The sequence below is a fragment of the Opitutales bacterium genome (assembly GCA_013215165.1).
Taxonomy (GTDB): domain Bacteria; phylum Verrucomicrobiota; class Verrucomicrobiia; order Opitutales; family JABSRG01; genus JABSRG01.
Genome location: JABSRG010000053.1, coordinates 1 through 14,349 on the forward strand (window position 1 = coordinate 1; position 14,349 = coordinate 14,349).

The 14,349-nt window shown below is 50.4% G+C and carries 14 protein-coding genes; 5 read left to right on the forward strand and 9 right to left on the reverse strand.

Going from position 1 to position 14,349, the window contains the following annotated elements; genetic code table 11:
• Positions 1-57: 57 nt before the first annotated feature.
• Genes HRU10_11605 through HRU10_11625 form a run of 5 tightly spaced genes read right to left on the reverse strand, consistent with a single transcriptional unit; the run spans position 58 to position 4,814 of the window.
• A complete protein-coding gene (locus HRU10_11605) occupies positions 58-330 on the reverse strand; it encodes a Nif3-like dinuclear metal center hexameric protein (GenBank protein NRA27878.1) in 273 nt (90 codons plus the stop codon).
• Positions 327-1,202: an HAD family hydrolase gene (locus HRU10_11610; GenBank protein NRA27879.1), complete on the reverse strand. Its 876-nt coding sequence runs from the start codon at positions 1,200-1,202 to the stop codon at positions 327-329. The genes HRU10_11605 and HRU10_11610 overlap by 4 nt, the downstream gene beginning before the upstream one ends.
• A complete protein-coding gene (locus tag HRU10_11615; GenBank protein NRA27880.1) occupies positions 1,202-2,659 on the reverse strand; it encodes a hypothetical protein in 1,458 nt (485 codons plus the stop codon). The genes HRU10_11610 and HRU10_11615 overlap by 1 nt, the downstream gene beginning before the upstream one ends.
• 18 nt (positions 2,660-2,677) lie before the next feature.
• On the reverse strand, positions 2,678-3,655 hold the full coding sequence (locus HRU10_11620) for a glucosyl-3-phosphoglycerate synthase (protein ID NRA27881.1): 978 nt from the start codon (positions 3,653-3,655) through the stop codon (positions 2,678-2,680).
• Positions 3,645-4,814, reverse strand: a complete 1,170-nt coding sequence (locus tag HRU10_11625; GenBank protein NRA27882.1) for a M20/M25/M40 family metallo-hydrolase — start codon at positions 4,812-4,814, stop codon at positions 3,645-3,647. Before HRU10_11625 ends, HRU10_11620 begins: the two co-directional genes overlap by 11 nt.
• Positions 4,815-5,039: 225 nt before the next feature.
• Between HRU10_11625 and HRU10_11630 the strand changes: the two genes are divergently transcribed.
• On the forward strand, positions 5,040-6,350 hold the full coding sequence (locus HRU10_11630) for an HD domain-containing protein (protein NRA27883.1): 1,311 nt from the start codon (positions 5,040-5,042) through the stop codon (positions 6,348-6,350).
• Positions 6,351-6,430: 80 nt separating this feature from the next.
• Here the strand turns inward: HRU10_11630 and HRU10_11635 are convergent, their stop codons facing one another.
• Positions 6,431-7,453, reverse strand: coding sequence for a hypothetical protein (locus tag HRU10_11635; protein NRA27884.1), 1,023 nt, complete (start codon positions 7,451-7,453; stop codon positions 6,431-6,433).
• 81 nt (positions 7,454-7,534) lie between these two features.
• The gene (locus HRU10_11640) at positions 7,535-8,233 is read right to left on the reverse strand and encodes a hypothetical protein (protein NRA27885.1); all 699 of its coding nucleotides are present in this window, start codon (positions 8,231-8,233) and stop codon (positions 7,535-7,537) included.
• A gap of 214 nt (positions 8,234-8,447) precedes the next feature.
• Between HRU10_11640 and motA the strand changes: the two genes are divergently transcribed.
• Together motA and HRU10_11650 are read left to right on the forward strand one after the other, a co-directional pair.
• Complete coding sequence (gene motA / locus HRU10_11645) at positions 8,448-9,302, forward strand: flagellar motor stator protein MotA (protein NRA27886.1); 855 nt, start codon at positions 8,448-8,450, stop codon at positions 9,300-9,302.
• A gap of 1 nt (position 9,303) precedes the next feature.
• The gene (locus HRU10_11650) at positions 9,304-10,116 is read left to right on the forward strand and encodes an OmpA family protein (GenBank protein NRA27887.1); all 813 of its coding nucleotides are present in this window, start codon (positions 9,304-9,306) and stop codon (positions 10,114-10,116) included.
• Between the two features lie 18 nt (positions 10,117-10,134).
• Here HRU10_11650 and HRU10_11655 read toward each other — a convergent pair whose 3' ends face one another.
• Positions 10,135-11,031 (reverse strand): prohibitin family protein, encoded by an 897-nt coding sequence (locus tag HRU10_11655; protein NRA27888.1) that lies wholly within the window; start codon positions 11,029-11,031, stop codon positions 10,135-10,137.
• Between the two features lie 166 nt (positions 11,032-11,197).
• On the opposite strand from HRU10_11655, the gene lgt reads away from it, so the two are divergent.
• On the forward strand, positions 11,198-12,079 hold the full coding sequence (gene lgt, locus HRU10_11660; protein ID NRA27889.1) for a prolipoprotein diacylglyceryl transferase: 882 nt from the start codon (positions 11,198-11,200) through the stop codon (positions 12,077-12,079).
• Here lgt and HRU10_11665 read toward each other — a convergent pair.
• Positions 12,072-12,911 (reverse strand): helix-turn-helix transcriptional regulator, encoded by an 840-nt coding sequence (locus tag HRU10_11665; GenBank protein ID NRA27890.1) that lies wholly within the window; start codon positions 12,909-12,911, stop codon positions 12,072-12,074. The two genes, lgt and HRU10_11665, sit on opposite strands and share 8 nt — an antisense overlap.
• Before the next feature lie 130 nt (positions 12,912-13,041).
• On the opposite strand from HRU10_11665, the gene HRU10_11670 reads away from it, so the two are divergent.
• Positions 13,042-14,349: a sulfatase gene (locus HRU10_11670; GenBank protein NRA27891.1), complete on the forward strand. Its 1,308-nt coding sequence runs from the start codon at positions 13,042-13,044 to the stop codon at positions 14,347-14,349.

Here is a 14,349-nt window from a genome sequence, read left to right on the forward strand (position 1 = left end):
ACTTCCTTGATCGGAAGTCCGCCAAAGCCAACCACTTTTTAATTTTTTAGCGCATCCCTATGGGATGGCTGTGATTTTTTTATAGATGCTATCGGTAAAGGGGACCTGTGGCATCCAAAAGAGCCCGTGATGGACGATTAGGAAGTCCACGCCGGCTTGGACGGCACGAGTAAACGGCTCAAGTCCCGCATCCACAGATGCTCCGATTTTTGTGATTTTGCCAGAATTCTCGATCTGCAGGCCGTTCTCGGCTCCCTTGAAATCACTGATATCTTTTTGGCGTGTCAGGTCGTCGCAAAACCTGACTGCGTGCTGAAGGGGTGTCGTCATGAGATGCCTACAATATCCAAAACTTGACGCAGGTCGGTGACAACAGCATCCGGCTCGATGCCATCCACCGAAGTATCTCCCTTACGCCACCGCAAAGAGCGTTTATCTTGTGCAAATAGGGCAGTGCGCATACCTACGCGTTGTGCAGGCATAATGTCGTTGCGCATGTCATTGCCAACATAAAGGACTTCGTGAGCTTGTATTTTGTAGGTTTCGCCCAGAGTCCAAACAGCTTTCTCATAGAGCGCTGTCCCTGGTTTAGCTTTCAAATGCGCAAATGACCAAAAGCATAGATCTTTCTGGAAGCCAACGGCATGGACGTTCTTTTCCAAAAATGCCTCAAACATCAAGGGAGTGAAAAACTGGGCGTTCGATACGATGCCTAATTCTAAAGACGACTTCCGCAGCGTATCCATGACCTCTATCAAATGAGGCATCGGCCAGACGGGATTGACCAAGGTCTCATAGAATGTGGCGACGGCGTTGAGCTGTTTGCCGGAAGGGCAGAGTTGATCCCCGTCTTCCACAAAGTCGCGCCATACTGAGCGAATATCAACTTCGGGCCAGTCTGTGCCATTGAGTCTCTCTTTTTCCTGATGTTGCGCTATCACTGAACGAAACCGTTCACTTAAGCCTGCTCGCTCACTGAAGGGGATGCCAATTCCCTGAGATGCTAGCGCACGGGCAATTACCGTGTCGCGGTTTTCACTTTCAGTAAGCGAGATGTCGCCAACGCCAGAGATAATGAGCGTTCCATAGACGTCGAAGAGCACTGCCTTGATGTCGGGAAGCTTGGGTAATTTGGCTACTGTATCAGTGGGGATTGGTTCCAGGGGTTCACTGGTTCCGACGAATATTTGGGCAAGGTTCATTAGGTGCGCAAGAGATTCAGACGCTCAGGTTTAAGGAAAGAGGCAAGCACTGCTCTGGGTGGGATGTGATCTAAAACGCGATCGATTGTGCGCTTTGAAAGGGATTGGTATATACTCAGCAAATTGTTAAAAAACCCTGCCTCCGAAAAAACATCACGGCCAACCTGGGCATTCTGTTCTGAACGCTCTGGTGAGATCGTTTGGCCAAAAAATGCACTGCGGACGGTATCGAAAAACGACGCGCTATCATCCGCTGCGAGCTGCTTCAATAAAAGCTCCTGATACGCTTCGTCTAGCCGGCCAAAATCGATGCAATCATCCTGGGTCATAGCGGTCCATGCTTCTTCTTCGGCGCCATAATAGATGGGGGTTTGATAAGCATTGTAGGCATCTACAACCGCTGCTTTCGCCTTGACTTTTAGCTGTTCAGCTTGGGGGACCAGATCCAAGGGAACAGGAATACTCCGATACATATGGTCTAGGTTGATACCGGCATCTTTAAAGTCTTGCGTGATGTCAGGTATATCCCTGCCAATTAAAGGCTTACCAAAGAGCCAGGGCTCAATGAATCCTAAGCCAAAACCCTCGGCGATCGATGTTGAGATGACAGCATCTGCGCGGGACACAATTGCTTCGAAAGCGAAATCATTTTCTTGGGCAATACCGAGGTGCACATCCAGGCCAAGCTCTGATGAAAATGCCTTCCATCGCTCAAATTGCGTTTGATACGCTGGATTGGAAGGGCCGAGTGTGCTGGCGACGGCGGCTTCGGGATGAGCCATGTTCAGAAGTAGGCATTCCCCCAGGTTTTTTCGCCGCAATGCGCGTACTGGGTAAAGGAATAGTTCTCTACACGGGAGGAAATCCTCGAGGCCGGAGTCGCTATTCAATGGCCCTGGATCAGCAACGGGATTCGGTAGAAAATGAAGGTGATTATTTGGAAAACCGGCCTCGTCTAAAAAGCGGAAGTCACGGCCATTGATCACGGCATAGCTGACTTGGTCGGCGAGGGGGTAGAGGTCCTCTAAGGATTCGAGGTTGTCCTGAATCAGCTTATAGTTTTCTGGACGGCCGTCTTCGGCAAAGTCGTGCATTTGCAACAAAACTTTGCGGCCGTCACCAATGAGGCGCCGTACTGCCCCCGCCATCCCAGAGTTTTTACCCAACGAATGGTTATGTATATGCCAGATGTCGGGTAAGCTTCCGAATAGGTCCCGGGCTCCACGCATCAAGGCTTGATAGAGGCAGTCTCCATCGACGGCAGCGCTGTCCTCTGTGGTGTAGGCAAGCTCAGGAATACAGGCGCAACGCCCGATGATGTCGTTTTTAGCCGGGGGCCCGGTTAACACCGCAAAATCAATCGGTTCACCGGCCGCTCGGTTTGCACGAGCTGTGTTTTCCAGGATGCGCGTGACCCCACCGGGTTTGAGATGATAGTGGACTGCGAGGACCTGCATTTCCAATGCTTATCCGACTTAAAGGCCGAATTTCTCCCGATAAGCGGGGACTTCAATCATGGGCTGTCGTTCGATCTCAATAATCTCACGTGTTGTCAGCGTGTAGTCGTTACCGTCGGCAACGAAAGATCGGTAAATGGTGCTCAGGTCCGGCAGTTTATCGGCCATCCCAAAGCTCTCTAGTCGATTGAGAAAGCTTTGGAGGATACCGAATGACATCTTGCCGAGCGCCTGAGTGGTTTGATTCCGATGCACTCGCTGATCCAAGTCTGTTTGAGCGAAGGCTTCGATGCCGCGCTCGCGATAAACATCCAAGATGTGCGAAGTCTCGACACCGTAACCGATGGGGAAGGCGATCTTATCAAGCACTTCACGGCGCACTGCATACTCACCAGAAAGGGGTTGTATCAAAGCCGTGAGCTCAGGGAAAAAGAGTGAAAATAAGGGGCGGACAAGGATCTCAGTCACGCGTCCACCACCCGAGGTGCGTACGCCTGGGGAGAGGCTAATCGGGCGATCGTAGAACGCTTTTACATATTGAACTTCGTCGCGATAGATCAGCGGAGCTACGAGACCGGTGCAAAAGCGCGGGTGGATGTTTTTAATATCCGCATCGACGTAGCAGATGATATCTCCCTCGAGCTGGTGAATTGCCTTCCAAAGGTTTTCTCCTTTCCCTGGCTTGTTACCAACTTCAGGAAGGATGTCGGAGGCAAGGTAGGTATCGGCTCCAAAGGATTTTGCCACTTCCAGGGTGCGATCCGTCGACCCAGAATCGATAACAGCTAACTCATCGACCAATGGATAGCGTTCCATCAGCTCGGATCGAAAGATGACGATCTCTTTGCCAATGGCTTTCTCCTCGTTGAGTGTTGGGATGCAGAGAGAAATTTTTAATCCCTTCTTCTCCTTTACGCGGATGAGCTCAAGCAGATCCCAGAACTCGCCATGATGAAATGTGTTCTTCTTCAGCCACTTATCGATTTTACTGCTCATTTAAAACTCCTTTGTCGACCGCTTCGATGATAGCAATCAGCTGTGCGATGCCGGAAAAAATCGGATCAATTGCAATCTGCTCGTTAAATTCGTGGAGATTTTCTCCTGTGGTGATCCCCAGTGTAATCGCTGGGATTTCATGGGCAATCAGCGCACTCAGTTCACCCGTGCTCGGGGCCACTTTGGGTTCGACTCCTTGGGTTTCCATAATCTTGCGAATCGAACGCGTGAGTGGGTGGCTGTAGCCGATGCCACCGGGTTTGCGTCGTGCTATTTCACGGAGTTTCACTTTTACCGAAAATTCAGCCGAGATCTCAGCACAATACTCGGAGAGTTGCTCGCCGATTTTCTTGGCCATACCTTCCTCTTGGCTGCGCACTTCGAAGCGAAGTGTCCCGGTACGTGGTAATATATTGAAGCCCGTGCCAGCTCCGACTGACCCCAAAATGATATTGGTGCGTGGTTCGGTGGGAAGAGGGATGGCGAGCAGGCGATTGATTACCTTGTTGAGGATAGAAATCGCCCCATTGGCCTTTAGCTTGGAATAGTCAGTTTGCTCCGGGATCTCTACGGCGATTTCACCGCGCAGCATGCCCATCGAAGAGTAAGACAGGCGCCCTATTTGAGCGCCCTCGACGCAAATGGCGGCATCGATAGGCTGTTCATTATTTTTCAAGAAAGTCCGGAGTCCGCCCAGGTCCCCATGTCCTAAACTGCGTGAGGCGCCGATCAGAATGATATTGGATGCAAATGTTATCCCGAGCTTTTCGAAGAGGGTGGGTAAGCTCGCGATTACTGCTAGGCCCAAGGAGTTGTCGGCGATGCCTGGCCCGGTAATGAAATCAGGGCCGACAGACATAGCGTGGTCCACTGCAGAGGTGAATACCGTATCTGCATGAGCCAAGATGAGGATATTGGACTCCCCTTTCGTTCCGTTGATTGTCGCTAATCCGTTGCCGGCTTCATCCTCAACTGCGTTATCCAAACCGCATTCAGTGAAGCGGTTATTGAGAAAATCTATCCGGGGTTTTTCGCCAAAAGTAGGGCTGGGGATTTCTCCAATCAGCACGGCATTGGCGAGTATGACTTCCCGGAATTCACGCAACTGAGCTTCATAGCTCGAGAGGTGTTTAATGACTCCATCTAATATCTTACTCATAATCCAAAATGGACAGCACCCGCCGACCACGACGTGGACTTTAGGGCGTCCTCCGACACCGCCACCAGCAAAATATGTGCTCTGGCGGCTTAGATCGGTAATAATCGCATGGGAAGGAGGCCTCGTTTGGTTTTGCCAGAGCGGTGTAGCGTGTGATTTTTTAGTGGTTCAGATTTTTTAAAAATGGCTAGTTTTCCACAAGAGGTCATCCAAGTCGCTCAGTCGATCCATGGACGCGGTGGACAGGCATTTCTCGTAGGCGGCTCTGTGCGGGATCGTCTGTTTGGGCAAAGTGTGAAAGATTTCGATTTTGAGGTGTTCGGACTCGACCCGCCCGCTCTGGAAGCTGCCTTAGCAAGCGTTGGTAAGATTGACTACGTCGGGAAGCAGTTTGGAGTCTATAAACTTAAGGGAACTGAGATCGATGTGGCGCTTCCTAGGAGAGAGCAAAAGAGCGGTCCGGGGCACAGGGGTTTCGCTATTGAAGCCGATCCTTTCTTGTCGATTGAGGCTGCGGCAGAGCGTCGAGATTTTACAATGAACGCCCTTTACCTGGATCCGCTTACAGACAAAATCCTAGACCCTGTAGGCGGTCAGGTTGATATCGAAAAACGTGTCCTGCGCCATGTCTCGTCTGCATTTTCGGAAGACCCTTTGAGGGTGCTGCGTGGGATGCAAATGGTTGCGCGCTTTGGATTGTCTCCTCATCCAGATACGGTGGCGTTGTGCCGTACGGTCCTATTTGAGCACCTTCCGTTTGAGCGCGTTGGCGAAGAATTCTACAAATTGCTTACCAAGGGAGAGTGTATTGGAGATGGACTGCGCTTTCTTGAGGCCTGTGGCTGGCTGCAATATTTTCCTGAGTTGGAGGCCTTAGTCGATTGCCCGCAAGACCCCCATTGGCATCCCGAAGGTAGTGTATGGGTGCACACCTGTCATTGTTTGGATGTTTTCGCTAGCGAGCGCACGGGTGACCCGCTTGAGGACTGGGTCGTCGGGCTGGGTGTGCTCTGCCATGACCTGGGTAAACCTGTTACCACCTTTTACCAGGGTGGACGCTGGCGCTCTCCGCAACATGAAGATGTCGGAGTGCCCATCGCGAAGAAATTTCTATCCCGACTTACTGGAGAGAAGCGACTGATTGAGGATGTCCTGCCGATGGTGTCACAGCACATGCGCCCCTATCAGTTTTTTAGTTCTCACGCAGGCGATACTGCAGTCCGGCGTTTGGCTAGTAAGGTGAAACGTATCGATCGGTTAGTGCGTGTGTGCCGCGCCGACAAGCAGGGAAGGCCACCCCTCAAAGGGGAGAATTTCAAGGAGCTCGATTGGCTCGAAAGCCGTGCGGAAGTTTTGCGCATCAAGGATGCCGCTCCGAAACCGTGGGTGCAAGGTCGCGATCTTATCGCCCTCGGGGTTGAGGCGGGTCCGCATATGGGGGCGATGCTCAAGCGGGTATTCGAAGCTCAACTTGACGGTGATTTCGACGATCTTGAGCAGGGTATCCAATGGGCCTGTGCTTATTATAACTTGTAAGCACGCTTTCCGGTCGGTGCGTTTTCTATTATTTCCGTCTTTCCCCAAGCTCAGCTATTTCTCCAGAGTATGCGGAACGCTTACAGCCTGCCGACTTCCTCACGAAATAACTCCAATACTCCAGGGTCGGAATCCAATAGCCAGTTTGGCTCATTGTTTTTCCCGTCAGCATAGTTGTAATAGATAAATCCCCGGATGCGTGGATCGCTTTTCAAGTTTTGGAAAAAAGCTTTCATCCATTCCAATTTGCCCGATTCATGAGAACAGCCGATTTCGCTGATAATAAAGGGCTGAGGATATTTACTGATCTTCTCAATGGAATGGGCATACACTTCATCAAAAGTCATCCAGCTGTGCCAAGGGTTGGAGTCGTCTCCAAAATTGTAGCCGTCTAAGGCGACGACATCGACATAGGTATCTCCCGGATAGTAGAGGTCCATATCTGTCATCTCACGCTCCGCATCCCATTCGACATTGGGCGCCCAGACCCAGATTACATTATCTGCCTTTTCCTCGCGGAATAAGCACACCAAATGGCGCCATGCGCGACAGAATGCATCCGGCTGCTGCCCCCAGGCAAACCAATCGCCGTTCATTTCAAATCCAGGGCGGATGAGAATCGGGCCGTCGATTTTGCGAGCATCACGAGCCCATTTCCGAAAGCTTTCGTCAAGTTCTCCCTGGACGATACGCTCTAGCCAGTTCACTTGCTCTGGGTCTCTACGAAAGCGCCATTCGTGAAATTCCAGGTTAATTACGGGAATGATGCCCTGACTGGTCAAATAAACTGCCGCTTCTGTCGGGAACGGGCGCCGTGTGGGCAGATCGCGAAAGAACATAACCCAATCTGGGGTGTGCTCTAAGGCTTTCATGTGTGTGTCTAGATCACTCCTGAATCGCTGAAAGCCACGATAAATCTGATAGACTCCCCAAAGACGCTCGTTCTCCAGTCGCGCCATGAAAGTATCGAACACATCAGTGTCGTTGCGGGCAGCAGCGGGTTCAAATGCTTCATCAGCGATGAGGCTGCCCGTGCGCTCATGCGAACACCCAAGGCCTGCAAATACGAGCACGCACAGTAGAATCCTGATAAATGATGGCATTTTCAGATTAACATCATGCATCTAGTTCAAAACGCCAAGGCGTTATAAGCTTTTTTGCTGATGGGCCTTCTTGAACCAGGTTCAAGCAGTGGCCTCATGCTGGTTGTCGTCTAAGCCCTGGCGTTGCCGCGTGATATGGATGGGGAGTTGCTCCCAGATTTGATTACGCGGCCGGAAGTGATCTTCGAGTGTGAGCTGGGCGGATAGTTCGAGGCGTAACTGGGCCGCAGCTATGCTGGCACGGCGGGTGAAGACCATACAGGTGCTTCCCTGCTGGCGGACGGTTCGCTGAATGCGATACCATTGGTTATTCGGTATGCGTTGCTGGTCTATCGTTGAGACTTGTCGTAGATCGATGATGGTTAACGGAAAATTCTCATCGCGGATCAGGATGTCCGCTGCGCGGAGTGTTTCTTTTGTATGACGACAGCGTATCCAAAGCAAAAAAGGGAAGCAGGCTTCGGGAACGCTTGCAGGGTCGAAGGTGTCGCATGCATCGATCAGAGCCATATAGCGGTGTATGCGGACTGCCCCTAATAAGAGTGATTCAAGAAAAAGCTGACCCCCTCCACTGGGGTGTGGCGTGACCACTTCTCCAAGTATGCCGGTGGGTAAGCGTCCATGACTGAGACACTGTGTGAGCTGCGGATGATTGAGGGGTATGCCGGATGGTGCGCTGGAGTCTTCTTTAGGACTCGCACGAAAGGTATGGAGCCATCGGCGAATGTCTTCTGGTGCATTCCCAGCGAGTTGCGGGAAACGAGGTGAGGAGGTTTTCATAGTGAAAACTTGTTCACCTATGGGGCTGAGGTCAATGAATTGAGCGAAGTAACTCGAATGCAGCGTATCCAATTTTAATGAGAAATCAGTATCATTAAATCTACGTAAATCCCTGTAGGAAAAAGAGTTCAGAACCGTAGAGTCTGATTAAAGGTTCGATCGGCGTCTCCGAATTTTGCACTGGGAACGGATTCCCAATTAACCCACACACACCATGACGGTAATAATCGGCGGCATAGTTATCATTGCCAGCACGCTCGGCGGATTCGCCATGGCGGGCGGCTACATACCCAGTCTTTTTCACGTATCCGAGATTGTGATCATCGGCGGAATCACGCTGGGTCTCTGTTTGATTGCAGCCCCACCGTCAGTTCTCAAAGCGACGTTGGCTGCTAGTATTGGGCTGTTAAAAGGTGGCGGTGCTGGAGAGAAAGACTTTCACGAGTTGTTACAGCTTTTATTTGAGCTCTTTACGATAGGTCGAAAAAACGGACTTATTGCGCTGGATGAGCACATGGAAGATCCATCAGCGAGTAGTATTCTGAGCAAATATTCTACGTTTGTCTCCGATGAGGAACGCACTGCTTTTCTTGTCTCAAATTTGCGCCCCATCATTGATGCAAAGATTAAGCCTGAGCAGCTCCCAGGTCTGATGAAAACAGATATCCATAGTATGGAAGAGGAAATGGAAGGGCCGGTGCATATTCTTCATCTGGCGGCTGATTCCCTTCCGGGCGTGGGTATTTGCGCAGCGGTATTAGGTATCATCGTTACGATGAGCGTGATTGATCAGGGAGCGGCAAAGATCGGTTATAAGGTATCCGCTGCCCTCACTGGAACGTTCATGGGGATTTATTTTGCCTACGGATTTCTAACCCCAATGAGCCAACGTTTGCACATCGGTAATGAATTGCAGATTCAGTATTACAAAGTTTTGGCTGCCTGCTTAGAAGCTTTTGCTAAAGGGATGGCTCCGATTATGGCCGTAGAGATGGGGCGTCGGATGATTGATGCTGAGTTTCGACCGTCTGCGGCGGAGCTAGAGGAGCTGGTAAAGGGGGCTAAATAAAATGGCTCCTCCACGGCCACGCATGGACGACCTCGAATGGGTAGAATCTGAGTGGGTGCCTCCGGTAGTGCAGGAGGTTGAAGATGAGCAGATTTGTAACGGGGGCTCTTGGAAGGTAGCAGCGGCAGACTTTTTCTGTGCGATGATGGCTTTCTTCCTCGTATTGTGGATTGTGGGTCAGGATGAGCAAACTCTGGCCGGGGTCGTCCAGATCTTACAGAATCCATTCCGCTATATGGAAAGCGGACAGTCTAGTTCGTCGCCGATTGATATGGGGGGTTCGAGCACCGATACTCGGGAGCGGCAGTATGGTTCTGATGCCGAATCGATGGGGCAAGAATCGATCGAGTATATCAAAAATGTCGTACAAGACTTTCTGCGCTATCTGAATGTAGAGACCGATGTCGAAGACTCTCCCATCAAAGTGCAGGTGACTTCGGATGGTTTACGCATTTCGATTTTCAATCGAACCGATAAATCTCTGTTTGAAGGGGATGGCACCCAATTTACCCCCTGGGGGAATCTGGTTATGCAAAACATTTCATGGGTTACTGAGCAACATCCCATGCGGGTGCGGATCGATGCTCACACGGGCCCATTGGATGACACTGTCTCAGATGATGAAAACTATGGTCCTTGGGAACTGAGTTCAGATCGGGCAAATGCGGTGCGCCGCGCATTAGAATATTATGCGCTCGATCCAGAGAAGATCGAACGTGTGACTGGTTATGGTAATGCCCATCCTCTCGATGGAGAAGAGGGCGAAGCGCCGAGTGCTGACAGCGCTCGCGTCGAAATTAGCTTAGCACCTTAGGTTGTTCGGTCTGATCCCCTATTTCCCGATTAAAGGCTCGCCCATATTCATGAGTGGAAGCGGGGCAGGAGAATCGCCGTTTATAAAGTAGAGCTTGCTGGAGTCGTCGGCTGAAATTGCTTTGAGAGCTTCTAGAGCTTGAAGCTGGATGTAGGCCGGGTTTTGTGCGATCGCTTCGTTGAGCTTCTCGATTTCATAGGCCTGGGCATCGGCAAGAACGCGTCGTTGCTCGGCTTCGAGTTCAGCTGCCTCACGGTTGGCCTGAGCCTCGGCGATAATTTGCTGTTGCTCGGTACGGAAACGCTCCAGCTCAGCCTTTTGTTTTTCGACCTCTTGTTCGCGCTCCTTTTTAGACTCGATCGCCCGAGTAATGAAATTCGGTAGTTTGATGTCGCGGATGAGGATATCGAGACACGTGATTCCCTTCGGCTGTAAATAATCACTCATGGTGTTGAATATAGCCGACTGAAGCTGTTCCTGGGTTTCTTGGAGGAAGAAATCCTCGGCTCGAGCAAGGCTTTTACCTTGTTCGCGGACTACAGAACGCAGTTTGGGTATAATCTGGACTTGAAGAGCCGCATTGAAATCACCGGTTTCCTGGAGAATACGAGGTGCATCTTCAGCATTGATTCGGTATTTTATGCTGACGTCTACCGATGTGGTAAGCTGGTCCTGGCTTGGCACGCCTGCGGTCTCTTTATGTTCCTTTTCGCGGATATCGTAGAGCACAAACTCGTAGAGCGGATTAACAGGTAGATGGAGGCCTTCTGGGTAAGGATCGGCTTTGACCTTACCAAACAAGGTAGCGACGGCGACATGGCCGGCAGGTACCGAAATATAGAGGCGGGTCGCCAGGGCGGCGATGGTGACGAGGGCGACAGCAAAGGCGACGATGATAACGGTTTGTTTATTCACGTGATACGATTGGGTTTGTAGACTGATTGTCAGGTTTGGGAATTTTAACCGTAGCCAAAAGTATCTATAAAGAAAGGGATATCGTTCGTAATCTCAGGTGTATAAATCCACCGGCTACGGTCATTTCTCTTTCGACTCTCGATAATGACATTCTTTATCTGCACAGATGCACCCGATCGCGCCTGGAGCTGAAGAATATGTCTACCTGGAGCCACATCCCTTTCTATTTCAATTTCCGGAGGGGACGCCACTTATCGATGGAATTCGATTCTATGGATTAGCCTACCTCATTGGTTTTGTTATTGCTTGGTTTCTACTTAGATATCTCTACCGAGCTGGCGTATCGCCACTTGATGACAACAAACGGTCAGACTTTCTGCTATATCTCATTGTCGGGGTGATGGCCGGAGGGCGCTTGGGCTACATGTTGCTCTATAATTTCGGAGATTTGATGTCCGATCCACTGAGCGTGTTTCGCGTCTGGGAGGGAGGCATGGCGAGTCATGGAGGTTTTGTTGGCGTGATGTTAGGCGCTTTGATCTTTGCCAAGCAGCAGCGTGTGTCATTTCTTCGACTTACAGATTTGTGTGTCTTGGTGGCGACTCCCGGGATTTTCCTCGGGCGCATTGCGAATTTTCTGAATGGAGAACTCTGGGGAGATCCCAGCTGGGTGCCTTGGGCCATTGTTTTCAGCGAAAGCACGCCGTCTTATTTAAACAATCTGGGTGGATACTTTTTGGTGCCGAGGCACCCCAGCCAGCTGTATGCAGCTGGATTAGAGGGTTGCGTCGTGGGTGTTTGGCTATGGTGGCGTTTCTTCAGTCGTCTGAAATTACTCAGAGCTGGAGAGCTAAAGGGTCTGCTCGCTTCAGAATTCCTCATAGTCTATGGCTTGTGCCGCATATTAGGAGAGCAATTTCGCGCACCTGACGCTTCGTTGATTGAGCTTATGAGTGTGGAGCTGAGTCGAGGAACGTTTTACTCATTGCTTATGTTAGGTTTAGGCATTGCGTTGAGGATATCGGTCAAAAGACAGAAGGCTACTTAGCCTTTAAAGCTCGCGCCTTTCGCCACTCTAGCGGAGACATTTTCTTTATTCGTCGAAAAACTGATGAGAAATAGTTTGGTTCTTCGAAGCCACAGCTGAATGCGATTTCCTTGATCGAAAGAGAGTAGTCTTCGAGCAGAATGGTAGCTCGCTCAACTCGACGATGATTGAGATAGGCAGGAAGGGACACTGAACAGTGCTTTTGGACGATTCGAGACACATGATTGGGGTGTACCTCAATGACATCAGCCAAAGTGCGTCGATCGAGCGATTCGTCTAGGTGTTCGTCGATGTATTGAACGATAGTTTCCCAATGTTGTTGAGAGATATTATGCGTCTCGATTTGAGGTTCATTCAGATCGATCCACGCTTGGTGAATTAACGCATTTGTGAGGTGTTCGAGGATCTGGATATTAGCCTGAAGAGGATTTGATGCTTGGATTTCCAAAGCGTCCACAAGCGATTGTGTCTCCTGCTTCCGTGGGGCTCCTATAAACATTGAGTCTCCCCGTGCTCTGGTTTCGGGATGAACAGTATGATCTGGGCAAATTGCCCAATAATAACGGGTATGCCGGTCATCGAAATCTAAGGTCAAAAATTCAGAGATCATGCGCGTTGAGGGTGCATTCCAAGATGTGCGCTCAACAAAGACGGCGTGCATGGGCGGAAGATCTATGTATTCGGAATGTCCGCCGCGCGATATATGCATGGAGAAGTTGCCCTTGAGGCAGGTCACAATGCGTGGACTCCGGGTCATGGTAACGCGCTGTTTAGGAGGGGCTGCATGTCCAAAGGAAAAACTGAATCCAAGGAGGGGTAAAGAGCTGGCCATTTTTTCTAATTCAGAATGAACGCTCCGTTTTTTCGGATTAGAGGTCATGAGTTACAAATTTATAGAATGTATCGTATTCATATCCTTAAAATCTTCATTTTGCCAAAACATTAAGTTACAGATTTGATAAATGGAGTTACGTAAACCGAACATTATTTACATAAATTCACCCGATACTGGCCGCTATACTCAGCCTTACGGGCATGCCGTAGATACGCCGAATCTCCAGCGGCTTGCCGAGGAAGGCGTGCTGTTCCGGCAATCTTTCACGGTCGCGCCGACATGTTCTCCGAGTAGAGCTGCATTGACTCTGGGGCAATTACCCCGCACTTCGGGGATTTTTGGGCTGGGGCATCGTGGGTTTATCCCAAATGACTTCAGTCAGCATCTAGCCCATACACTGAAGGATGCAGGTTACTTAACGATCGCGGATAAAAGAATGCCCGATAACCATACCGGAGCTAAATTCATCGGGAACGGACCAGAAGATGCGCATAGAGTCTGTGGCTATGAGCAGCGTTTCCGGGACGACGCCGATATTATAGATACCATTAAGCGAGATCATGAACGCCCATTTTTCATGAGCATAAACCACGTTGTTACCCACAGGAAAGGAGCTGGTTTTACTGCGAAACCTGATGCCAGAGACGATCCAAGATACACAGCGCCCCCTCCGGTATTAGCAGATACTCCCGAGGTGCGAGCTGACTGGGCACATTTTAAGTCAGATGCTCGTTTGCTAGATGAGAAGATAGGTGAGGTGATCACCGCTGTTGATGAAGCTGGCTTACGCGAAAATACACTTATCATTGCTACAACGGATCATGGCGCACCGTTTCCTGGAATGAAATGTTGTCTCAACGTCCAAGGCTGCGGAACCTTCCTTATCATCCGCGGCCCAGGGGGATTCACTGGGGGGAAAGTTGTGGATGCCTTGTGTAGTAATCTCGATATTTACCCAACGGTGTGTGAGCTTCTGGAAATAAAGAAACCAGATTTTCTTCAAGGTGCTTCCCTATTGCCATTGATTAGTGGTGAGACCGAGGAGATTCATGAGTTCATTACTGGTGAGGTCACTTACCACGCGGCCTACGAGCCCAAGCGTTGTTATCGTGAGAAGCGCTGGGTCTACGCGCGTCGATTTGGTGAGCGCAAAAAGGTGGTCATGCCCAATATCGATGCCAGCCCAAGTAAAACTGTCTGGATCCATGACGGTTATGCGGATTCGGAGTCGGACTGGGAGACGCTTTATGACGCTTTTTACGATCCTCAAGAGATGAACAACTTGGCTTATCACCCAAAATATCAAGCGAAACTCGAGGAGATGCGTGGAAAACTGAATCAACAAATGCAATCGGTGAATGACCCGCTGCTTTCGGGAGACGTGCCGGCGCCCAAAGGAGCGAAAGTGACCGATCCGGACGCGATGGACCCATAG